The 21,603-nt window shown below is 68.9% G+C and carries 19 protein-coding genes; 5 read left to right on the forward strand and 14 right to left on the reverse strand.

Features of this window, described 5'->3' with window-relative positions:
• Window positions 1–28: 28 nt before the first annotated feature.
• Together ACKTT0_RS21530 and ACKTT0_RS21535 are read right to left on the reverse strand one after the other, a co-directional pair.
• On the reverse strand, window positions 29–787 hold the full coding sequence (locus tag ACKTT0_RS21530) for an ABC transporter ATP-binding protein (RefSeq protein WP_407851804.1): 759 nt from the start codon (window positions 785–787) through the stop codon (window positions 29–31).
• 144 nt (window positions 788–931) lie between these two features.
• Complete coding sequence (locus ACKTT0_RS21535) at window positions 932–2,536, reverse strand: ABC-F family ATPase (RefSeq protein WP_407852477.1); 1,605 nt, start codon at window positions 2,534–2,536, stop codon at window positions 932–934.
• 315 nt (window positions 2,537–2,851) lie between these two features.
• On the opposite strand from ACKTT0_RS21535, the gene ACKTT0_RS21540 reads away from it, so the two are divergent.
• The 4 genes from ACKTT0_RS21540 to ACKTT0_RS21555 all read left to right on the forward strand — a co-directional run bounded on the left by ACKTT0_RS21540 (window position 2,852) and on the right by ACKTT0_RS21555 (window position 7,458).
• A complete protein-coding gene (locus tag ACKTT0_RS21540) occupies window positions 2,852–3,976 on the forward strand; it encodes a TRAP transporter substrate-binding protein (protein ID WP_407851805.1) in 1,125 nt (374 codons plus the stop codon).
• Window positions 3,977–4,100: 124 nt separating this feature from the next.
• Window positions 4,101–4,724 (forward strand): TRAP transporter small permease subunit, encoded by a 624-nt coding sequence (locus ACKTT0_RS21545; protein ID WP_407851806.1) that lies wholly within the window; start codon window positions 4,101–4,103, stop codon window positions 4,722–4,724.
• Window positions 4,721–6,646, forward strand: coding sequence for a TRAP transporter large permease (locus ACKTT0_RS21550; protein ID WP_407851807.1), 1,926 nt, complete (start codon window positions 4,721–4,723; stop codon window positions 6,644–6,646). Before ACKTT0_RS21545 ends, ACKTT0_RS21550 begins: the two co-directional genes overlap by 4 nt.
• A 17-nt stretch (window positions 6,647–6,663) precedes the next feature.
• Window positions 6,664–7,458 carry an enoyl-CoA hydratase/isomerase family protein gene (locus tag ACKTT0_RS21555; RefSeq protein ID WP_407851808.1) on the forward strand — a complete coding sequence of 265 codons (795 nt, stop codon included), beginning with the start codon at window positions 6,664–6,666 and terminating at the stop codon, window positions 7,456–7,458.
• Between the two features lie 89 nt (window positions 7,459–7,547).
• Here the strand turns inward: ACKTT0_RS21555 and ACKTT0_RS21560 are convergent, their stop codons facing one another.
• From ACKTT0_RS21560 to ACKTT0_RS21605, 10 genes are all read right to left on the reverse strand, one after another.
• Window positions 7,548–8,519, reverse strand: coding sequence for an LD-carboxypeptidase (locus ACKTT0_RS21560; protein WP_407851809.1), 972 nt, complete (start codon window positions 8,517–8,519; stop codon window positions 7,548–7,550).
• Window positions 8,516–8,965, reverse strand: a complete 450-nt coding sequence (gene tadA, locus ACKTT0_RS21565) for a tRNA adenosine(34) deaminase TadA (RefSeq protein ID WP_407852478.1) — start codon at window positions 8,963–8,965, stop codon at window positions 8,516–8,518. Before tadA ends, ACKTT0_RS21560 begins: the two co-directional genes overlap by 4 nt.
• Before the next feature lie 52 nt (window positions 8,966–9,017).
• Complete coding sequence (locus ACKTT0_RS21570) at window positions 9,018–9,866, reverse strand: HAD family hydrolase (protein ID WP_407851810.1); 849 nt, start codon at window positions 9,864–9,866, stop codon at window positions 9,018–9,020.
• Between the two features lie 87 nt (window positions 9,867–9,953).
• On the reverse strand, window positions 9,954–10,451 hold the full coding sequence (locus ACKTT0_RS21575) for a hypothetical protein (protein ID WP_407851811.1): 498 nt from the start codon (window positions 10,449–10,451) through the stop codon (window positions 9,954–9,956).
• A 161-nt stretch (window positions 10,452–10,612) separates the two neighbouring features.
• A complete protein-coding gene (mnhG, locus tag ACKTT0_RS21580; protein WP_407851812.1) occupies window positions 10,613–10,939 on the reverse strand; it encodes a monovalent cation/H(+) antiporter subunit G in 327 nt (108 codons plus the stop codon).
• Complete coding sequence (locus ACKTT0_RS21585) at window positions 10,936–11,217, reverse strand: K+/H+ antiporter subunit F (RefSeq protein ID WP_407851813.1); 282 nt, start codon at window positions 11,215–11,217, stop codon at window positions 10,936–10,938. Before ACKTT0_RS21585 ends, mnhG begins: the two co-directional genes overlap by 4 nt.
• A complete protein-coding gene (locus ACKTT0_RS21590) occupies window positions 11,214–11,693 on the reverse strand; it encodes a Na+/H+ antiporter subunit E (protein ID WP_407851814.1) in 480 nt (159 codons plus the stop codon). The genes ACKTT0_RS21585 and ACKTT0_RS21590 overlap by 4 nt, the downstream gene beginning before the upstream one ends.
• Complete coding sequence (locus tag ACKTT0_RS21595) at window positions 11,690–13,315, reverse strand: monovalent cation/H+ antiporter subunit D (protein WP_407851815.1); 1,626 nt, start codon at window positions 13,313–13,315, stop codon at window positions 11,690–11,692. The genes ACKTT0_RS21590 and ACKTT0_RS21595 overlap by 4 nt, the downstream gene beginning before the upstream one ends.
• Complete coding sequence (locus ACKTT0_RS21600; protein WP_407851816.1) at window positions 13,312–13,656, reverse strand: Na+/H+ antiporter subunit C; 345 nt, start codon at window positions 13,654–13,656, stop codon at window positions 13,312–13,314. The genes ACKTT0_RS21595 and ACKTT0_RS21600 overlap by 4 nt, the downstream gene beginning before the upstream one ends.
• Window positions 13,656–16,568, reverse strand: coding sequence for a monovalent cation/H+ antiporter subunit A (locus ACKTT0_RS21605; protein ID WP_407851817.1), 2,913 nt, complete (start codon window positions 16,566–16,568; stop codon window positions 13,656–13,658). The genes ACKTT0_RS21600 and ACKTT0_RS21605 overlap by 1 nt, the downstream gene beginning before the upstream one ends.
• Window positions 16,569–16,837: 269 nt before the next feature.
• Between ACKTT0_RS21605 and ACKTT0_RS21610 the strand changes: the two genes are divergently transcribed.
• On the forward strand, window positions 16,838–17,791 hold the full coding sequence (locus ACKTT0_RS21610; protein WP_407852479.1) for a tripartite tricarboxylate transporter substrate binding protein BugE: 954 nt from the start codon (window positions 16,838–16,840) through the stop codon (window positions 17,789–17,791).
• A gap of 8 nt (window positions 17,792–17,799) precedes the next feature.
• On the opposite strand, the gene ACKTT0_RS21615 is transcribed toward ACKTT0_RS21610, so the two are convergent.
• Window positions 17,800–20,436, reverse strand: coding sequence for an AAA family ATPase (locus ACKTT0_RS21615; RefSeq protein ID WP_407851818.1), 2,637 nt, complete (start codon window positions 20,434–20,436; stop codon window positions 17,800–17,802).
• Complete coding sequence (locus ACKTT0_RS21620) at window positions 20,433–21,554, reverse strand: metallophosphoesterase family protein (protein WP_407851819.1); 1,122 nt, start codon at window positions 21,552–21,554, stop codon at window positions 20,433–20,435. The genes ACKTT0_RS21615 and ACKTT0_RS21620 overlap by 4 nt, the downstream gene beginning before the upstream one ends.
• Between the last annotated feature and the right edge of the window lie 49 nt (window positions 21,555–21,603).

Genomic DNA, 21,603 nt, shown 5'->3' on the forward strand with positions numbered 1-21,603 from the left:
ACGCCGGCCGCGCCGGATATCGGGATGCTCAGGCGGCCAGCGCCACGTCGCCGTCGGCCACCTGGATGCCCAGCAGGCTCAGGATCTCGCGCTTCTCGCCGGCCAGGTCGGCCAGGTCATGCGTCTTGCGGCGATGCTGAAGGTTGAATTCGCGCAGCACGCGCGCCGGGCGCGGGCTGAATACCACGACGCGGTCGGCCAGGAACAGCGCCTCGTCGACGTCGTGGGTGACCAGCAGCACCGAGGGCTTTTCCTGCGCGATGAGCTGGCGCAGCACGTCCTGCAGGCTGAGGCGGGTCAACGCGTCGAGCGCGCCGAAGGGCTCGTCCATCAGCATGGTCTGGGGCTGGGCGATGAACGCGCGGGCCAGCGCGGCGCGCTGGCGCATGCCGCCGGACACCTGCTGCGGATAGTAGTTCTCGAAGCCGGCCAGGCCCACGCGCTCGAGCCAGGCCACCGCCTTATCGCGCGCCTCGGCCTTGGCCACTTTCTGGAATTCGAGCGCCAGCGCGACGTTGTCGCGCAGTGTCAACCACGGGTACAGGGCATGCTCCTGGAATACCAGCGTGCGGCTCGGATGCGGCCCTTCCACCGGCTTGCCGTCGGCCAGCACACGGCCTTGCGAGGGCATCTCCAGCCCGGCGGCCATATGCAGCAGGGTCGACTTGCCGCAGCCGGACGGCCCCACCAGCGCCACCAGTTCGCCGGTGCGGAATTCGCTGGAGAACCCGTCCACCACCTGCAACGCGCCGAAATTCTTGTGGACGTGGTCGAAAGTGAGGTTCATAGGGCTGGCTCGCGCGTGAAAGCGTACGGAAAGGAAGCCCTAATCTAACAATCCGTTATATAAATCCAAACGATATTTTTATAATTCATTAAGCACTTTTAGTTATATAGATAAGCCCCGGGTCGGCCCGCCGGCCGCCCGCGCTCAGCCCTCGATGCCGCGCGAGGCCAGGTAGTCCTCGTAGCCGCCGCGATAGTCGACGATTTCTCCGCTCGGCAGGATCTCGATGACGCGGGTCGCCAAGCCGGACACGAACTCGCGATCGTGCGACACGAAAACCAGGGTGCCCTGGTATTTTTCGAGGGCGAACTGCAGCGACTCGATCGATTCCATGTCGAGGTGGTTGGTGGGCTCGTCCAGCAGCATGACGTTGTGCCGCCCCAGCATCAGGCGGCCGAAGGTCATGCGGTTCTTCTCGCCGCCGGACAGCACCTTGGGCGCCTTGGGCAGGTCGTCGGCCGAGAACAGCAGCCGGCCCAGCACCGAGCGGATCGACTGGTCGTCGTCGCCCGGCTGGCGGTATTCGCCCATCCAGTCGAACAGATTGATGTCGCCCTGCTGGAATTGGTCGGATACGTCCTGCGCCATGTAGCCCAGGTCGGCGTTGTCCGACCACTTGACCGTGCCGGAGTCGGCCGCCAGGTCGCCGGCCAGCAGGCGCAGCAACGTGGTCTTGCCGACGCCGTTGGCGCCGATGATGGCGATTTTCTCGCCCGCGTCGATCATGGCCGAGAAATCGCGGATGACCGGGGCATCATAGGACTTGGACAGCCCCTCGATGGTGGCCGCCAGGCGGTGCATGACCTTGTTCTGCTCGAAGCGGATGTACGGGTTCTGGCGCGAGGACGGCTTGACCTCGACCTGCTCGGCCTTGATGCGGTCGATCTGCTTCAGGCGCGAAGTGGCCTGGCGCGACTTGGACTTGTTAGCGGCGAAGCGGCGCACGAAGTCCTGCAGTTCGGCGACGCGCTCCTTGGCCTTGGCGTTGTTGGCCACCAGCCGCTCGCGGGCCTGGGTGGAGGCCAGCATGTAGTCGTCGTAGTTGCCCGGATAGATGCGGATCTCGCCGTAGTCCACATCGGCCATGTGGGTGCACACCTGGTTCAGGAAGTGGCGATCGTGGCTGATGATGATCATGGTGCTCTGGTAGCCGTTGAGCACGTTCTCCAGCCAGCGGATGGTGTTGATGTCCAGGTTGTTGGTGGGTTCGTCCAGCAGCAGCACGTCCGGATTCGAGAACAGCGCCTGGGCCAGCAGCACGCGCAGCTTCCAGCCCGGGGCGATTTCGCGCATGGGAAGCTGGTGCTGGTCGACGCCGAATTCCAGGCCCAGCAGCAGTTCGCCGGCGCGGGCCTCGGCCGTGTAGCCGTCGTATTCGGCGAACTTGGCCTCGAGCTCGGCCGCGCGCATGTAGTCGTCTTCGGTGGCTTCCGGGTTGGCGTAGATGGCGTCGCGCTCGGTCATGGCGGCCCACATCTCGGTATGGCCCATCATGACCACGTCGAGCACGCGGTAGTCTTCGAATGCGAACTGGTCCTGGCGCAGCTTGCCCAGGCGCACGCCCGGTTCGAGCGAGACGTTGCCGGCGGAAGGCTCGAGGTCGCCGCCGATGATCTTCATGAAGGTCGACTTGCCCGAACCGTTGGCCCCGATCAGACCGTACCGGTTGCCTTCCCCGAACTTGACGCTGACGTTCTCGAAAAGGGGCTTGGGGCCGAACTGGATAGTGAGATTGGCGGTAGAGATCACGGCGATGGAATAAAGGCGAGGCGCGCCCGTCGGACGCAGGGGTAAACCCATTAGTATACCAACACGGCATGGCGCGCCGTGCGCCGCGGCGGCGATCGGCCCGCCACGCCACTGTGCGCCCCTACGGGTTATTCCCAGTCGTCAGACAATTGTCAGGACTTGTTGAGCAAGGTTTAATCCCGAAGCGGCCTTGCGGTTTGCCGCCGCCGACCGGCCATGCCGGCCGCGTTTTTCGCATTGCGCTTTGTTCTTGCTGCACCCATCAAGCTGTCACAACAAGCTGGTTCATGCAGTCCACTCCGGAGACAACAAGCCATGCAACACGCCCCCTCTTCCCGCCGCCGATTCATCGCTGGTGCCACCACCGTCGCAGGCACCGCAGCGCTGGGATTTCCCGCCGTCATCCGAGCCCAGGGTTCGCCGATTTCCTTGCGCTTCCAGAGCACCTGGCCTTCCAACGACATTTTTCACGAATTCGCCCAGGACTACGCCCGCAAAGTCAACGACATGGCCGAGGGCCAGCTCAAGATCGAAGTGCTGCCCGCCGGCGCGGTGGTGAAGGCCTTCGACCTGCTGGACGCCGTATCGGCGGGCACGCTGGACGGCGGCCACGGCGTGGTGGCGTACTGGTATGGCAAGAATACCGCCGTGGCGCTGTGGGGCTCCGGCCCGTCGTTCGGCATGGACGCCAACATGCTGCTGGCCTGGCACGAGTATGGCGGCGGCAAGGAACTGCTGGCGGAGATCCAGAAGGCCATGGGGGTCAATGTGGTGTCGATGATGTATGGCCCCATGCCGACCCAGCCGTTCGGCTGGTTCAAGAAGCCGGTCACCAAGGCCGAGGACGTCAAGGGCCTGAAGTTCCGCACCGTGGGGCTGGCCATCGACATGTACAGCGCCATGGGCGCGGCGGTCAATGCGCTGCCGGGCGGCGAGATCGTGCCGGCGCTGGACCGCGGTCTGCTGGACGGCGCCGAGTTCAACAATGCCTCGTCCGACCTGGCGCTGGGCTTCCAGGACGTGTCCAAGATCTGCATGCTGCAGAGCTTCCACCAGAGCGCCGAACAGTTCGAGATCCTGTTCAACAAGAACAAGTACGAAGCGCTGCCCAAGCACCTGAAGCATATCCTGGCCTACGCGGCGCAGGCCGCCAGCGCGGATATGTCGTGGAAGGCCGCCGACCGCTATTCGGCCGACTACATCAAGCTGCAGAAGGACCATAACGTCAAGTTCTACAAGACGCCGGACGCCATCCTGCAGCAGCAGCTGAAAATCTGGGACCAGATGATCGAGAAGCGCTCGGCCGAGAACCCGCTGTTCAAGAAAGTGCTCGACTCACAGCGCGCCTTCGCGCAGCGCGCTGGACGCTGGCACAACGATACGTCCGCCAACTTCAGGATGGCGTTCAACCACTACTTCGCGCGCAAGCCGGCCGCCTGACCCGCCGCCGGCCGATGTACCGCCGCGGCGCCGCCCCCGCCCTGCCGGCGCCGGACTCCCCGTCCGGCGCGGCGCGCGGGCGCGCGCCAGCCGCGGCCCCGTTTCCCGACCTGGATCGCGCCCGATGCTCAAGCTGATACGCATGGTGGACCGCCTGTCCACCTTCGTCGGCCAGGCTTTTGCCTGGCTCATCGTGATATTGACCGTGCACATATGCTGGGAAGTCATGGCGCGGTATCTGTTCAATACGCCCAGCGCCTGGGCCTTCGACCTGCAGTTGATGTACTACGGCATCCTGTTCATGATGGCGGGCGCATACACGCTGGCCAAGAACGGCCACGTGCGCGGCGACATCCTGTACGGCTTCCTGCCGGCGCGGGTGCAGGCCGGGCTGGACATCATCCTGTACATCGTGTTCTTCATTCCCGGCGTGGTGGCCATGGTCTGGGCCGGCTGGTATTACGCGGGCGAATCCATCGCCATCCGCGAGCACTCGTCGCTGATGGCCGACGGCCCGCCCATCTACCCGTTCAAGGCTTTCATCCCGATCGCCGGCGCGTTCCTGCTGCTGCAGGGCCTGGCGGAAATCGCGCGCTGCGCGCTGTGCCTGCGCAACGGCGCCTGGCCGTCGCGCGCCGAGGACGTCGAGGAAGTGGACGTCGACAAGCTCAAGGAGATGGTGCACGTCAAGGACGAGGACATCGCCCGCCTGGACCGCTACGTCACGAACGAGGAGAAGGCCAAATGAAGATCCACAAGGCACTGTGGTTCGGCCTGACCTGCATCGGCATCGTGCTGGCGATGATCGGCTTCCTGACGCCGTGGCACGACATCACCACCGGGCACCTCGGGCTGCTGATGCTGGCGCTGATCGTGGTGGCGATCATGCTGGGCTTTCCCACCGCGTTCACCCTGATGGGCATGGGCGTGCTGTTCACCTTCCTGGCGTACTACCTGCAGAACCCGGACGTGCAGCACTCGGTGCGCCAGACGCTGGACCTGATGGTGCAGCGCACCTACGCCACCATGACCAACGACTCGCTCATCTCGGTGCCGCTGTTCGTGTTCATGGGCTACCTGGTCGAGCGCGCCAACCTGATCGAGAAGCTGTTCCGCTCCATGCACCTGGCCCTGGCCCGGCTGCCCGGCGCCCTGGCGGTGGCCACCTTGACGACCTGCGCGATCTTCGCCACCGCCACCGGCATCGTCGGCGCGGTGGTCACGCTGATGGGCCTGCTGGCCATGCCCGCCATGCTCAAGGCCGGCTACAGCGTGCGCCTGACGGCCGGCTCGATTACCGCGGGCGGCTGCCTGGGCATCCTGCTGCCGCCGTCGGTGATGCTGATCGTCTACGGCGCCACCACCGGCGTGTCGGTGGTGCAGCTCTATGCCGGCGCCTTCTTCCCCGGCCTGATGCTGGCCGGCCTGTACGTGCTGTACGTGATGATCGTGGCCAAGCTGCGGCCCGACATGGCGCCGCCGCTGACACCGGAAGAACGGCGCATCGCCCTGCCCGCCGACGCCCAATCGCTGGCCGGCCAGGGCTACACCCACGCCATGACCGGCATGCTGGCCGCGATGTTCAAGGGCCGCCGCAATAGCGCCGTATCGATGGGCTTCCTGTCGCGCAACATGGCGTTGGCCCTGGCGCCGCTGATGGCCTTCGTGCTGCTGACCGGTTCGGTCTATTACCTGGTGACCGAACCGCCGGTGGTGTACGAAATTCCCGACGAGCTGCGCCTGGGCGGCGGGGGCGATTACGACAGCGGGCTGGCCGAGCCGCCGGCGGAAGGCGGCCTGGCTGAACCGCCGGCCGATGGCGGGCTGGCCGAACCGCCCGGGGCCGCGCCGGCCGGCCCGGACGCCGCGGCCGAGGCGCCCGCCGAGGCGGCATCCGACGCAGGGCCGGCGCGCCTGCCCGCGCCCGCCGGATACTGGATATTCTTCGGCGTATGCACCGTGCTGCTGGCGATCTTCTATGCGCTGTTGACCTGGGCGCGCCTGGAGATCTTCAAGATGCTAATGGGCTCGTTCTTCCCGCTGGCGTTGATGATCGCCGCGGTGCTGGGCTCCATCACGTTCGGCCTGGCCACGCCCAGCGAGGCGGCGGCCATGGGCGCCATGGGCGGCGCGCTGCTGGCGCTGGCGTACCGACGCCTGAACATGCCCGTGCTGAAGGAGTCGGTGTTCCTGACCGCCAAGACCAGCGCCATGGTGTGCTGGCTGTTCGTCGGGTCGTCGATTTTTTCCGCCGCGTTCGCCCTGCTGGGCGGCCAGCGCATCATCGAAGAATGGGTGCTGTCGCTGGGGCTGACGCAGATCCAGTTCCTGTTGCTGGCGCAGGTCATCATTTTCCTGCTAGGGTGGCCGCTGGAATGGACCGAGATCATCGTGATCTTCATGCCGATCTTCGTGCCGCTGCTGATCACCTTCGACATCGATCCGCTGTTCTTCGGCCTGCTGGTGGCGCTCAACCTGCAGACCGCCTTCCTGTCTCCGCCGGTGGCCATGTCGGCCTTCTACCTGAAGGGGATCTCGCCGCCCCACGTGACGCTGAACCAGATATTCCTGGGCATGATGCCTTTCATGGGCATCCAGCTGCTGGCGATTTTCCTGCTGTATGTTTTCCCGGAAATCGGCCTGTGGCTGCCCACCGTGCTGTACCGTTGATGCAAAGGAAGCTGTAGATGCTGCAAACCCTGGAAGTGGCGTACGGGCCGCAGACCGCCGTGGTCTGGCTGGCGCGGCCCGATGTGCGCAACGCGCTGGATGCGCGCCTGATCGCCGAGCTGACCGAAGTATTCATGACCTTGGGCGAGGACAGCGCGGTGCGCGCCATCGTGCTGGCTGGGCGGGGCAAGGCATTCTGCGCCGGCGCCGACTTGAACGCCATGCGCCGCAGCGCGCAGGCCAGCGAGGCCGACAACCGCGCCGATGCGCAAGGCATGGCCACCTTGCTGCACACCATCTACACCTGCCCCAAGCCCACCATTGCGCGCGTGCACGGCGCCTGCATGGCCGGCGGCATGGGCCTGGCCGCCGCCTGCGATATCGCGGTGGCCGCCCGCGAGGCCCGCTTCGCGCTGACCGAGACCCGCCTGGGGCTGATTCCCGCGATGATCTCGCCCTACGTATTGCGCGCCATCGGCGCGCGCGCCGCGAGCCGCTGGTTCCTGAGCGCCGAGGTGTTCGACGCGGCCGAGGCCTGGCGGATGGGGCTGGTGCACGAGCTGTGCGAGGCCGACGAGCTGGACGCGCGCATCAATGGGCTGCTGGGCAGCTTCATGCTGGCCTCGCCGCATGCCCTGGCGCAATCCAAGCGCCTGATCCGCGAATTGGCGGGCCGCCCCATCGATGCCGCGCTGCTGGAAGACACCGCCGCGCGCCTGGCCGCGCAGCGCGCCACGGAAGACGGCCGCGAAGGCATCGCCGCCTTCCTGGAAAAACGCGCGCCGCGCTGGGTGCCAACGGAGCAAGAATAAGGTGTCTCCGCGACCGGCTGATGATCCGTGGGGTGTCAGACACCCTTCGGGTGTCTGACACCTGTGCGCCTGCCTACGCGCGTGTCCGGCTAGTGGTGGTGCTCGTCGATCACCAGGTGCGCCATGCCGGGTTCGGTGGCCAGGCCGACCTTCTGCCCGACCGGCAGCGTCGCCTTGGTGGCGATGTGCCCGTACGGCAGGCCCGTCACCACCGGCACCTTGACGGTGCGGCGCAGCCACTGCAGCACGGCCGGCATGTCATAGCCCGCGTCGTGCGGCGCCAGCCGGTAATTGGTGAAATACCCCAGCACGATGGCTTTCTGGCGCTCCAGTACGCCGGCCTGCCACAGCTGCGCCAGCATGCGTTCGACGCGATACGGATGCTCGGCCACGTCCTCCAGGAACAGGATGCCGCCGCGCACGCGCGGCATGTAGGGCGTGCCCAGCAGCGAAACCAAGGTGGCCAGGTTGCCGCCCCATAGCGTGCCGCGGCAGTCGACCGGATCGGCATCCGCCGTTTCGAAGCTGAGGATTTCCAGCTCGCCGCGCATCAGTTCGCCGAACAGCGCGGCGGTCAGGTCGTCGACCTCGTCGCCGCCGAAATCCGCCACCGCCGTGGCGCCGGAATAGCTCACCGCCCCGGTCTGCGCCAGCAACGCCAGGTTGAAGGCGGTGAAATCGCTCATGCCCACGAAGCGCTTGCCGCTGTCGGCCATGGCGCGCCAGTCTATGGCGGGCAGCAGCCGGCTCAGGCCGTAGCCGCCGCGCGTGACCATGACGATGGGATGCTTCTGGCGGGTGGCGCGCGCCAACCCTGCCAGCCGCTGTTTTTCGGTACCGGCGAAGCGCTGGTGCACGGCCAGCGCGGCGCGGTCGACCGCGGTCTTGAACCCTTCCTGCGCCAGGCGGCGGCAGGCCAGCTCGACGGCCGCGGGATCGCGCACCGCCGAGGACGGCGACACCAGGTAGATGCCGCCGGACGCCGGTATGTGATCATGGTCGCAAGCGTCTGAACAGAGGTGGCCGTGCTGTCCATGGGCCGGATCGTGCGGGGAGGTCATGCGAGAGGTTCCTTGCTGCGGCGCTCGCGGAAGAACCGGCGCAGCAGGTCGCCGCAGGGTTCCGCCAGCACGCCGCCGGTGATGGTGGTGTGATGATTGAGCCGCGCCACCGCGCCCACGTCCAGCACGCTGCCGCACGCGCCGGTCTTGGGGTCGGCCGCGCCGTAGACCACGCGCGCCAGGCGCGCATGCAGCATGGCGCCGATGCACATGACGCAGGGCTCCAGGGTGACGTACAGGCTGATGCCCGGCAAGCGGTAGTTGCTCAGGTGCCGCGCCGCGGCGCGCAGCGCCACGATCTCGGCATGGGCGGTGGGATCGTGGTCGGTGATGGTGCGGTTAAAGCCCGTGCCCAGCACCTGCCCCCGGGCGTCGACCACCACCGCGCCGACGGGGACTTCGCCCACCCGCCAGGCGGCTTCGGCCTGCTGCAGGGCCAATGCCATCAATTCGGCGTCGCCGGCCCGCGGTTCGGCCGGCTCGGGCGCCAGCGTGACCTCAGCCACGGTACACCCGGGACTTCAGGGCAATGCGGCCGGCCAGACTGGTGACGGCTTCCTCGAGCCACTGATAGAGTTCGGCGTTCTCGTCGTAGCGGGCCTGGTTCAGGTTGGAGACGCGCCCCTCCTCGATGAAGCCCCAGGCGCGACTGCGCTTGTCGCGGTGCTTCGGATCCCACACGCCGAAGGCGAAGCCGCCGGCGCGGCGGATCAGCGAAAAACACGGAATGTCGGTGTAGCCATCGCCCACGAAGACCATCTGGTCGAACGGCACGCGCAGGCGGTCCTCCGGGACTTTGCGATTGACCTCGAACGGCTTGTTGCGGAACTCGCGCCCGATGATGCCCTTCTGGATATGGAACAGATAACGCGTCTTGTCGGTGAAGCTGACCAGCCGGCGCGGGAAGACGATGCCGCCGTCCTCGCCGTAGACGAACTCGGAGGCCCAGATTTCCGTGAACTCGTGCGCGATCGGCGTGGCGCCCACGACATCGCCGATGCCGCTGGAGATGAGGTAGAACTCGAGCTGTACCTGCGGGTGCTCGGCCCGTACCGCGGCGCGCAGGCGCTGGAACAGGGTCGGCACGCCATCGTGCAGCGGCAGGCCGGCGCCCCATTGCGCCAGCCGCTCGCGCGTGATGAGGCCGTGCGTGCCGGCGCGGGAGAGCTCGATCATCTGGTACAGGTAGGCCGGGACGGGATCCCAGTCCTGGTCGGACAGCAGCGGACCGACCTTGTCTTTCCAGAACGCGGCCGTATCCACGCCCAGGCTATCGAGGAAGCCGGACGTGCTGTCGGGCGCCAGCGTGTCGTCGAAGTCGAATATCAGGGCGATGACGTCGGACATGAGTACGGCGGAAAGTCGGCAATAGGCGCCATTTTGCCTGAAGCGGCCGTCGGCGGGAAACGCCGCGGCCGCCGCCCCGCCCTGCCCTTAGCGCACCGGCACCGGCGTGGCGCTGCCGGGCGCGGTGCCCGGCGCAGCGCCCGGCACGGTCGCCGGCGCGGGACTGGCCGGCATCGTGCCGGACGGCTGGGCCGGCACGGGAATGACGGTTTCGCGCAGTACCCCGCCGCCCTCGACGCTGCCCTTGACGCTGGTGGGCGAAGACATCTGGCGCAGGCAGTCTTCGCGCTGGGCCTGCGGCAGCTTGTTGCAGCGCGCCACCGCGTTGGTGTCGTAGTTGGCCGACTGGCCGTTATCCAGCCGGTTGCGCCGCGCCTCGTCGCGCGCCGCGCCGGCCTCGCGCAGGCAAGTCGCGCGGTCCTGGTGCGTCTGGCCGCTGTTGCAGCGCTGCACGTCGAGTTCATACTGGGACTGGATGGAGCCCGACGCGGCCGCGCCGGCGGCCTGGGCGACCGTCGCGCCGGCCAACCCCGCCACGCCCAGGGCCAGGGCGCAGGTCAGTTTCTGCATACGTCGCATAGTCATCTTGCACTCCTTGGAAGCATGCCGCGCAGCCAGCGCGCGGCGGTCTTTTTACGGTACGAGAAAGCCGCGTCCATATGGGAATGCAGATGTTACAAATTCATCCGGCGGTAACCGGCCCGGCATGGCGCAGCGCCGGATACGCCTGCACCCGCCCTGCCCGGCTACTTCAGTTCGCCGCGCTGGCGCTGCCCGCGGTACACCGCCGCCCGCATGAGCAACATGGCGGTGACCGGCGAGGTCAACAGCAGCAGCAGGGTGATGAGGATCTCGTGGAACACCGGCCGCTGGTCCAGCGCGGAAAACACCAGGATGGAGGCCAGCAGTACGCAGCCGGCGCCCATCGTATTGCCCAGCGTAGGCGCATGGATGCGGCAGAAGAAATCGCGGAAGCGCAGCAGGCCGGCCGAGCCGATCAGCGCCAGCAGGCCGCCCAGCACCAGCAGGAAGGCGGCCGGTATGCCCGCCCACAGGGGGATATCGCCGCTCATGGTTCGATGACCTCGCCGCGCAGCAGGAACTTGGCCATGGCCGTGGAGCCGACGAAGCCGAACAGGGCGATCAGCAGCGCCACGTCGAAATACACCGGGGTGCCGGACCGGATGCCGAAGGCCAGCATGGCCAGCATGCCGTTGATATACAGCGCGTCGAGCCCCAGCACGCGGTCTTGCGCGGTGGGGCCGCGCACCAGCCGCACGGCGGCGCACGCCATGCCCAGCATGAAGCACAACAAGGCGAAGGAAGCGGCCCAGAACAGGACGACGTTCATTCGAAGATCTCCATCAGGGTGCGCTCATAGCGCTGCTTGATCAGGTCGATCCAGGCCTGTTCGTTCTCGAGATCGAGCACGTGCAGGGTCAATTCGGAGTCGGACACGTCCACCCATACGGTGCCCGGCGTGTAGGTCAGGATGCAGCCCAGCAGCGCGCGGCCGTGCGGGTCGCGCAATTCGAGCGGGATGTGGACGTAGCCGGGCGAGAATGGGCGGCGCGGCTGCAGGATCAGCCTGCCCACCGCGATGTTGGAACGCACGATGTCGACCAGCACCCGCCACATCAGGCCGGGCACCAGCCACGGCCTGTGCGGACGGCTGCGCAGCGGCCGCAGGCGGCTGGAGGCGAAGCCCAGCCACAGGGCCAGCACCCCGCCGATCAGCAGCTGGCCGGGCGAGGCGGACTGGTTGAGCAGCAGCCACAGACACAGCAGCGCCGCCGGCAGCAGGAACTTGTAGCAGCGCCGCATCATTGGCCTCCCAGGGTGCGGACCGTGTCGGCCGACAACACGGCGTCGATGTACTGGGCGGGCTGGTCGAGCGAGCGCGCGGCCTCGTCCAGGTATGCCGAGACGGGCCCCGCGCCGGCGGCCAGGGCGATGCACAGCAGGATCAGCACCGCCACCGGCCCCGCCTCGCTGATGCGCAGCCGCGGCGTGGTGCGCTCGTCGGTGCTCCAGAAGATGCGGATGCCAGTGCGGCCGAATGCCACGATGCCGGCCAGCCCGGAGACCAGCACCGCCGCCACGAGGATCCAGGCATCGGCCGGCTGCACCGAGGCATTGGCGGCAGTGACCGCAGCCGACAACAGCGAAAACTTGGCCACGAAGCCCGACAGCGGCGGCAGCCCGGTGACCAGCAAGGCGCAGGACACGAAGGCCAGGCCAAGGAACGCCATGGCGGCCGGGATCGCCACGCCCACCACGTCGTCGGAGCGGTTGGGCGTTTCCGGATCGTCCAGGTCGAACATGTCCATGGTGACGGCCAGCACGTTGGCGCCGAAGGTGCGCGTGCGCTCGACCAGTTCGACCAGCATGAAGAAGGCGCCGGTGGCCAGCACGGAACTGAGCAGGTAGAACAGCGCCGGCCCGGTCAGCGTGACGCCGGGCATGCCCAGCGCGGTGAGCAGCGTACCGGCCGAGACAATGACGCAATAGCCGACCAGTTGCTCCAGTTGCTGGGTGGCCAGCAGGCCGATGGCGCCGAAAACCAGGGTGGCCAGCCCGGCCGCGAACATCCAGTCCAGGCTGAAGGCGGCCGGCGCGCCGGTGGGCAGCAGCAGCGAGCCGATGCGCAGCAAGGCATAGATGCCGACCTTCGTCATGATGGAGAACACCGCCGCCACCGGCGCGCTGGCCGAACCGTAGCCGCGCACCAGCCAGAAGTTGAGAGGCCAGGCGCCCGCCTTGACCAGGAACGCCACGCCGAGCACGGCCGCGCCCGCTTCGAACAGCAGGCGCTCGCTGCCGGCCAGGGTGCCGGCGCGCACCGCCAGGTCGGCCAGGTTGAGCGTGCCGGTCACGCCATAGATGAGGGCGATGCTGATCAGCAGCAGGAACGAGGCCACCAGGTTGACGGCGATGTACTGCAGGCCGGCGCTGACCCGCGCCACGCCCGAGCCGTGCAGCAGCAGCCCGTAGGAAGCCGCCAGCAGCACTTCGAAGAAGACGAACAGGTTGAACAGGTCGCCGGTGAGGAAGGCACCGTTCAGGCCCATCAGCAGGAACTGGAACAGCGAGTGGAAGTGCACGCCCAAGCGGTCCCAGCGCGCCAGCGAATAGATGAGCGAGGCCAGTCCCAGGACCGCGGTGAGGCCCAGCATGATGGCCGCCAGCCGGTCGACCACCAGGACGATGCCGAACGGCGCCGGCCAGTCGCCCGGCAGGTAGACGCCCACGCCGTTGGGCCAATGCCCCCCTGCCCCGGCCGCCAGCGCCAGCAGCGCGATCGCGGCGGCCAGTTGCGCCAGGCATGAAGCCACCGCGATGCCGGCGCGCGCGCCCCGCTGCGTGTCCGACAGCAACAGCATCGCGGCCCCGGCGACCAGGGGCACCGCGATGGGATAGATGGGAGCGTGCTGCAGCCAGTCGATCAAGATTCAGACTCCCTGCCGTCGACGTGATCGGTCCCGGTGAGCCCGCGCGAAGCGAGCAGCACCACCAGGAACAGCGCGGTGGTGGCAAAGCCGATCACGATGGCGGTCAGCACCAGGGCCTGCGGCAGCGGATCGGCCAGCGTGGCCGGATCGGGCGCCACCGCGGCGTCGATGATGGGTGGCCGCCCCACCGTCAGGCGCCCCATGCCGAAGATGAAGAGGTTGACGGCATAGGACACCAGCGTCAGCCCCATGATGACCTGGAAGGTGCGCGGCCGCAGGATCAGCCACACGCCCGATCCGGCCAGGACGCCGACCGCCGCGGCGTAGATCAATTCCATCAGGCAGTACTCCCGGATTGTGCGGCGGCCTGCGCATCGGCGGCCGCCTTGCGTTGCGCGCGCAGCGATTGGTGCGCCAGGGCCACCAGCACCAGCACGGTGGAGCCGACGACCAGCATGTAGACGCCCACGTCGAACAGCAGCACGCTGGACAAATGCACGTGGCCGAGCACGGGCAGTGAAAAATCCCAGGCCAGCGCCGACAGGAACGGACGCGCCGCCAGCCAGGCGGAGATGGCGGTCAGGCCCGCGCACAGCAGCCCCAGCCCGACCCAGTGCTGCGGGTTGAGCCGGCTGCGCGACTCGACCCAGTACACGCCGCCCACCATATATTGCAGGATCACGGCGGTGGCCATGACCAGGCCGCCCACGAAGCCGCCGCCGGGCAGGTTGTGGCCGCGCAGCAGCAAATAGGCGGACGCCATCGCGGCCACCGGCAGCAGCAGGCGCACCAGCACGGCGGGCAGCATCATGCCATCCGGCGGCAGCACCGCATGGATGTCCGGCGCGACCGTGACGGTCTCGGCCTGGTCGCGCTGCTGCAGCGGCATGCCGGCGCTTTCCGGGGCCGGGCGGAAACGGCGCAGCAGCGCATACACCGTCAGGGCGACGATGCCCAGCACGGTAATTTCGCCGAGCGTGTCGAAGCCGCGGAAATCCACCAGGATGACGTTGACGATGTTGGTGCCGCCGCCCTCGGGCAAGGCCATGTGGACGAAGAATTCCGAAATGGGCTGGTCCTGCGGGCGCGTCAGCATCGCATAGGCCAGCGCCGCCAGCGACGCGCCGACGACCGCCGCGATGACCACGTCGCGCGTGCGGCGCACGCGGGCCCGCGCGTCGGCCTGTTCGCCGTCGGTCTTGCCCTCGATGCGGCGCGGCAGCCAGCGCAGCCCCAGCAGCAGCAGGACCACCGTCACGACCTCGACGGCAAGTTGCGTCAGGGCCAGGTCCGGCGCGGAAAACCAGACGAAGGTCAGGCAGACCGCCAGGCCCGCGCCGCCGGCCAGGATCAGCGAAGCCAGGCGATGGTACTTGGCCTGGAAAGCCGTGCCCACGGCGCAGATGCCGCCCACGACCCAGAGCACCGCGAAGGCCGGGTCCAGCGGCGTCAGCGGGGCGGCCGTGTCGGTCCAGGTGCCGCGGCGCAGCGGCAGCCAGGCGACCAGCAGCGCTCCCACCACGATCAGAACCATTTGCATCTGCAGGCGCGGCGAGGAAATGCGGCCCAGCAGCCAATTGGCCGCCACGCTGGAATAGTCGAGCAGGAATTCGAACGAACGCCGGCCGTCGAGCCGGTAGATGAACGGCACGCGCCCCGGATAGGCGCGCTGGCGCGCCCGCAGCGCCAGGTAGAGCAGCACCCCGCTGATCATGGCCACGAAGCTCATCACCAGCGGCAGGTTCAGGCCGTGCCATACGGCCAGGCTGTAGGAAGGCATGCCGTCACCCAGGATGCTGTAGGCGGCGGTATCCAGGAACGGCCCAACGGTGATGCCCGGGATCACGCCGACCACCAGGCAGCACAGCACCAGCAGCCCGCTCGGCACCAGCATCCAGCGTGGCGGCTCGTGCGGCGCGCGCGGGAGGTCGTGCGCCGGCGGCCCGAAGAACACCTGCAGGATGAAGCGCAGCGAATAGGCGACGCTGAACGCGCTGGCCAGCACCGCCATCGCCGGCAGCCCGTACTGGATGAGCGGATCGCCGCTGACGAAGGTCGTCTCGGCGAAGAACATCTCTTTGGAGATGAAGCCGTTGAGCAGCGGCACCCCCGCCATCGCGGCCGCGGCCACGGTGGCCAGCGTGGCGGTGATCGGCATGGCCTTGCGCAGTCCGCTCAGCCGCCCGAGATCGCGCGTGCCGGTTTCGTGGTCGACAATGCCGGCGGCCATGAATAGCGAGGCCTTGAAGGTGGCGTGGTTGACCATGTGGAAGATGGCCGCCACCAGCCCGAGCGGGCTGTTCATGCCGAGCAGCAGCGCGATCAGGCCCAGGTGGCTGATCGTGGAATAAGCCAGCACCCCCTTCATGTCCTGCTGGAAGATGGCCGCGTAGGCGCCCAGCACCAGCGAGCACAGCCCTGCCCCGCCGATGATCCAGAACCATTCCTCGGTGCCCGCCAGCACCGGCCAGAACCGCGCCAGCAGGAACACGCCGGCCTTCACCATGGTCGCCGAATGGAGGTAGGCCGATACCGGCGTGGGCGCCGCCATGGCGTTGGGCAGCCAGAACTGGAACGGGAACTGCGCGCTCTTGGTGAGCGCGCCCAGCGCCACCAGCACCAGCACGGCCGGATACCAGGGATCGGCGCGCACCAGGTCGCCCGCCGCCAGCACGCGGTCGAGGTCGTAGCTGCCGACGATGTGGCCGAGGATCAGCACCCCGGCCAGCAGGCACAGGCCGCCCGCCCCGGTGACGGTCAGCGCCATGCGCGCGCCGCGCTTGGCGTCGAGCCGGTGGTGCCAGTAGGCGATCAGCATGAACGAGGCCAGGCTGGTCATTTCCCAGAACAGCACCAGCTGGATGAGATTGCCCGACAGCACGACGCCCAGCATGGCGGCCATGAACGCCTGGAAGAACGAGAAAAAGCGCGGCACCGGGTCTTCGGGCGACATGTAGTAGCGCGCATACAGCACCACCAGCGTGCCCATGGCCGAGACGATCAGTGCGAACAGCCACGCGTAGCCGTCCATGCGCAGGGTGAACTGCAGGCCCAGCGCCGGCGCCCAGGCCAGGTCGGCCCGCACCACGCCGCCATCGACGACTTGCGGGAACAGGCTGGCCACCAGCACGGTGCAGGCCAGCGCGGTCAGCCCTGCCAGCCAGGCCTCGGCGTTGCGGGCGTTGGACGGCAACAGCGCGGCGCACAGGCTGCCAGCAAATGGCAGAGCGAGGATGAGAATCAGCGACATGGCGTTCCGGGAGGGCCGGCGGCTCGTCTCGTGGCGTGAGCCAAGCATAAAGCCGGCATGACGTTACTCGGAACCCCGGACAAGCGCGCCGTTGCAGCGACACCGCGGCCGCGGCGCCAAGGCGTCGACAGAGCCGGCCAGGAATCCACCCCGAAAAATATCAGATTCTTGTAAGGTTCGCACGATGCAATAGCCCACCCTGCGCCGCCATTTCCCGGCGGCGCGCTTTCAGGAGACTCCCCTTGAAGAAAAATACGCTGTTCAAGTCCATGCTGTTGGCGCTGCTGGCGGCCAGCCTGGCCGGCCCCGCCGCCCATGCCCAGGGCTACCCCGAGCGCCCGGTGCGGCTGATCGTGCCGTTCGCGGCGGGCGGCACCACCGACATGGTCGCCCGCATCGTGGCCGACGGCCTGGGCCGCGCGCTGGGCCAGCCGGTCGTGGTCGAGAACCGGGGCGGCGGCGGCGGCGCCATCGGCGCCGACGCGCTGGCCAAGTCGGCGCCGGACGGCTACACGCTCGGCGTGGCGACGGTCAGCACCATGGCCACCAACCCGGCCACCAACGCCCAGACGCCGTACGACCCGCTCAAGGACTTCACGCCCATCACCAACCTGGTCAACGTGCCCAACGTGCTGACGGTCAACCCCAAGACGCCGGCCAACACGCTGCAGGAGTTCATCGCGCTGCTCAAGTCGGAACCTGGCGCCTACAGCTATGCCTCGGCGGGCACCGGCAGCATTTCGCACCTGGACGGCGAACTGTTCAAGTCGCTGACCGGCACCGACATGATCCACGTGCCCTATCGCGGCTCGGGCCCGGCGCTCAACGACACGCTGGCCGGCCAGGTCAGCGCGCAGTTCGACAACCTGCCCTCGTCGTATGCCCACATCCAGGCCGGCAAGCTGCGCGCGCTGGCGGTGGCCGCGCCGGCGCGGGTGGCCGGCATGCCCGATGTGCCGACCTTCGCCGAGGCCGGGCTGCCAGCCATGAACAACATGGCCTGGTATGGGCTGGTGGCGCCGGCCGGGGTGCCCGCGGACATCGTCGCGCGCGTGCATGATGCGGCGGTAAAGGCGCTGCAGGATCCGGATATCCGCCAGCGCCTGATGGACCGCGGCTCGCTGGTCGACGGCGGCACGCCGCAAGCGTACGCCGCGCTCATCAAGCGCGAACTCGAGCTGCGCAAGCAGATCGCCGACCAGCAGAACATCCGCCTCAACTGAGGCCGGCGTCAGTGGCCCGCGGGCGCGCCGGGCACGTCCTGCACCGGCACGCCCATATCCTGCCAGGCCTCGCCATGGCAGGTGAACAGCAGCACCTGGTGCCGCGAAGCGGCGTCGTACAGGGCCCGCTTCATCAATTCGCGCCGCGCCTGGTCGGCATGCACGAGCGCGTCGTCGAGCATCAGCAGCGTCGGCCGGCCAGCCTGCTGCAGCAGGTCCGCATAGGCCAGCCGGGCCAGCACCCCCAATTGTTCGCGCGTGCCGAAGCTGAGCGCCTCGAGGGGGTCGTCGCCAGCGCCGCGCGCCAGCGCGGCCGGCAGCAAGGCATCGTCCAGGCGCCATTGCGCGCCGGCAAACAGCAGCGCGGCATAGTGCTGCAGGCGGCGCGCCAGGGGGTTCAGCAGCCGCTGGGTCGCGGCATTGCGCCGTTCGCCCAGCAACTGCCATAGCAAATCCAGCGCCTGGGCGCGCGCGGCGAATTCATCCCGGCGGCGCGCCAGCCGCTGCGCCTCGGCTTCGGCCACCAGCAGCCGCTCGCCCAGGCCTTGCGCCTGCGCCTGCTCGAGCTTGCCCTGCAGTTGCAGCAGCTCGGCATGGCGCCGGTCCTGGGCGTCGCGCGCCAACACCGCGGACTGTTCCAGGCGCTGCGCGTCCTGTTCGATAAGCTCGGGCTGGTGAGCCCGCAGGACAGCCTGCGCCGCTTCGCAACGCTGCGCCAGCGCGGCGCGCCGCGCAGCGGCCTCGGCCAGCCTGGCATCGCGCTGCTCGCGCTGGTCGCTGCGCCCGGCGGCCAGGAATTCGTTGTGCCGGGCCGTCCAATGGGCCTGCAGCGACTGCGCCCGCCCCTGCTGGGTATCGAGTGCCGTGCGCGCCGCCGCCAGCGCCTGCGCGGCATGCTCGGCCTCGACGCTGGCGGCGCGCAACGCTTGCTGCGCCTGCGCCAGGTCAACGGGCGCCGCGGCCTCGGGCAAGGCGGCGCGCTGCGCGTGGAGCTGCTCGCGCCGGGCGCGGGCCTGCGCTTGCGCGGCATGCAGCGCCTGCACGCCATCCGGGGCGTGGATGCCCAAGCCCTGGCGCGCCATATCGAGGTCGCGCCTGGCTTGCTCATGGCTGGCGGCGCGCGCCTCGGCCTCGGCCAGGCCGGCCACGCCCAGGCTGGCCAGCAGCGCGTCGCGCTCGGCGCGCGCGGCCTGCAGGCCGCCCAGCACGGCCGGCAAGTCGCGCCCGCCCGGTTCGATGCGCAGCATGCCTACCCCATCGATGTGCAGCTCGGCCGCGTCGCTCACCAGGACCTCGCCCTCGCCTGCCAGCGGCGCGCCGTCCAGCCGGATCGCGCGCCCGTCCTGCAAGCGGTGATACAGGCGCGTCGCGCTGGCGCGCTGCTGCGCCTGCAATTCGCCGATGCGCTGCTCCAGGCCGCGCAGTCTGCGCAGGCCGGCGGCGTCGATCGCCAGGCTTGCCGCCGCGATCTGCAATTCCTGGATGTGGGCGGCCAGCCGCGCGGCCTCTGTGATCGCGGCATCCCAGCGCTGCATTTCCTGGTCGAGGCGGGCGATCTGTTCATCGCAATCGAGCCGCTGCGCCGCCTGTTGCGCGGCGGCGACCTGCGCCTGCGCCTCGGCCAGGCGCCCGGCGCCTTTCTGGTGCTGCTGGCGCGCCCGCTCCAGCGCCTCGCGCGCCGGCGCCAGCGCCGCGTCAGCCTGTTCGGCCTGGACCTGCAGTTCGCGCAGCGCCTCGGCATCGCGCCGGTCGCGCTCGACCTGCTCGCGCAGCAGGCCGAGCGTGTCGTCGGCCTGCGCCAGTTCGCGCGCCAGGCCCGCCACCGTTTCACGTTCGCGTTCGATCTCGGCCAGCCGCGCGCGCGCCTGCGCCGCGCGCTGCTCCAGTTCGCGCCAGGGTTGTTCGCGCTTGGCGTGCTCGTAGTCGTGCCGCAGGCTCGCCAGCCGGTCCACGTCGGCGTCGAGCGCGCGCTTGGCCGCCGCCAGTTCCGCGGCAGCCTGCGCGGCCCGCGCACAGGCCTCCTCGGCTTCTTTGTAGGCGCCCTTGGGCTTGCCGCTGCGGGCGTCGCGCAGCATGGCGCGTTCGGCCTCGACCCTTTCATACAGGTCATCGCCCTCGGCCGAGGTCAGCTCGCCGGTCAGGCGGGTGAGCGCATCGCGCACGTGGACCTGCGCATGGGCGGCCGGCTCCAGCAGGTTGTGGCCGTCCCCCTGCTGGATCCACAACAGTCCCGGAATGCCGCCATGCTCCGGCCGGCTCTGCCCCTTGGCGGGAAACTCGAATCCCAGCAGCGCCGCCAGCGCGTTCTCGGCCGCCTCGCCTTCGTGGCGCTCGGCGCCGCCGTCGATCGACAGTTCGCAGCGCGCCCGGCTCAGGAACGACTTGCGCAACAGGTAGCGGCGCCCGCCGTGGTCGAACTCGACCTCGACCGTGGGGCGCGCGCCGTGCATGCCCCATGGCGCCAGGCCGGCCACCTTGGTGGTTTTGTAGCGTTCGAGGAACGCCGCGCGGATGGCCGCGGCCAGGGTGCTCTTGCCGGCTTCATTCGGGCCGGCGATGACGTTCAGGCCGTCGGCCAGTCCGTCCAGTTCGACGGCATCACGGAACTTGCGGAATTCCGCCAGGGCCAGGCGTCGCAGTTTCATGTCTGCCCCGCCGCCCGTTCGCGCTGGAACTGGACCAGCAGGCGCAGGGCATGGCGCGCCACGCCCGCCTGCCCCGGATCGTGCTGCAAGGCCTGCAACTGTGCCGCCACCTCGCCCACATAGCCGCTGCCGCCCAGCGTCGACAGATCGTGCTCGTCCGGCGCCAGCGACAAGCGGTCGGTATCGAGCAGCAAGGCACGCGCCCGCGCCGCCGCGCGCGCCGCGGCATCTTGCAGGGCTTGCCAGGCATCGAGTGAAATCTGGCCGGACAGCTCGAGGCGCAGCACCTCGTCGGCGCCGACCCCGTCCAGGCGGTGCGCCAGCGCCTCGGCATCGGAGGCCAGCTCGAGCGGCTCGATCCATTGCGTCCAGCGATAGCGGCCCACCGGCACGGCCTCGACCAGCGGCTCGGCCCCGGCGCCCGGCAGGCGCACGTCCAGCACGCTGCCGGAAGCGTTAGCGCGGAAGCGGTCCGGCTCCGGCGTGCCGGCATACCAGGTGCGCGCGTCGATCTGCAGGCAGCCGTGCCAGTCGCCCAGCGCGAGATAGTCCAGCCGGGCGCGCGCCGCCCGGTCGGCAGCGATGGGGTTGGCCGAGTCCACCGCGTCGGGCAGGCGGCCGGCGATGCTGCCATGGGCCAGCCCGACCCTCAGCCGGCCGGGGCTGGTCTGCAAGGTGTCGAATATCGCCGTGGTGTCGTCATACGTGTGGCGCTGCGTCAGCGGCGCGGCCAGCACGGCAAGATTGGCGCCCGCCACCTCGACCGCGCCGGGCCGCAGCGGAATGTGCACATTGGGGCCGATGCAGCCGAGCTGATGCGCACGCGACCAGACGCTGTCGGCCAGCGCGGCGTCGTGGTTGCCGGCGATCATCACCCAGGGGCCGGCATAGGTCGCCAGCGCGCCGAACAGGCGCCGGATACTGCGGTCGGATACGGCCTGGGTATCGAAGACGTCGCCCGCCACCAGTACGGCATCGACGCCCCGCTGCGCCGCCAGCGCGGCGATCCGCGCCACGGCGTCGAAGCGGGCCTCGGCCAGCAAGGCCGCGTCATCGGTATCGAACTGGCCGTACTGCCGGCCGATCTGCCAGTCGGCGGTATGGAGGAGATGAATCACGGGAAACCTGGGGAGTGCCTGCGCCACGACGGGCCGTCATGGCGCGATT

The organism is Bordetella saccharivorans (assembly GCF_045862855.1).
Classification (GTDB): Bacteria; Pseudomonadota; Gammaproteobacteria; order Burkholderiales; family Burkholderiaceae_B; genus Bordetella_A; species Bordetella_A petrii_F.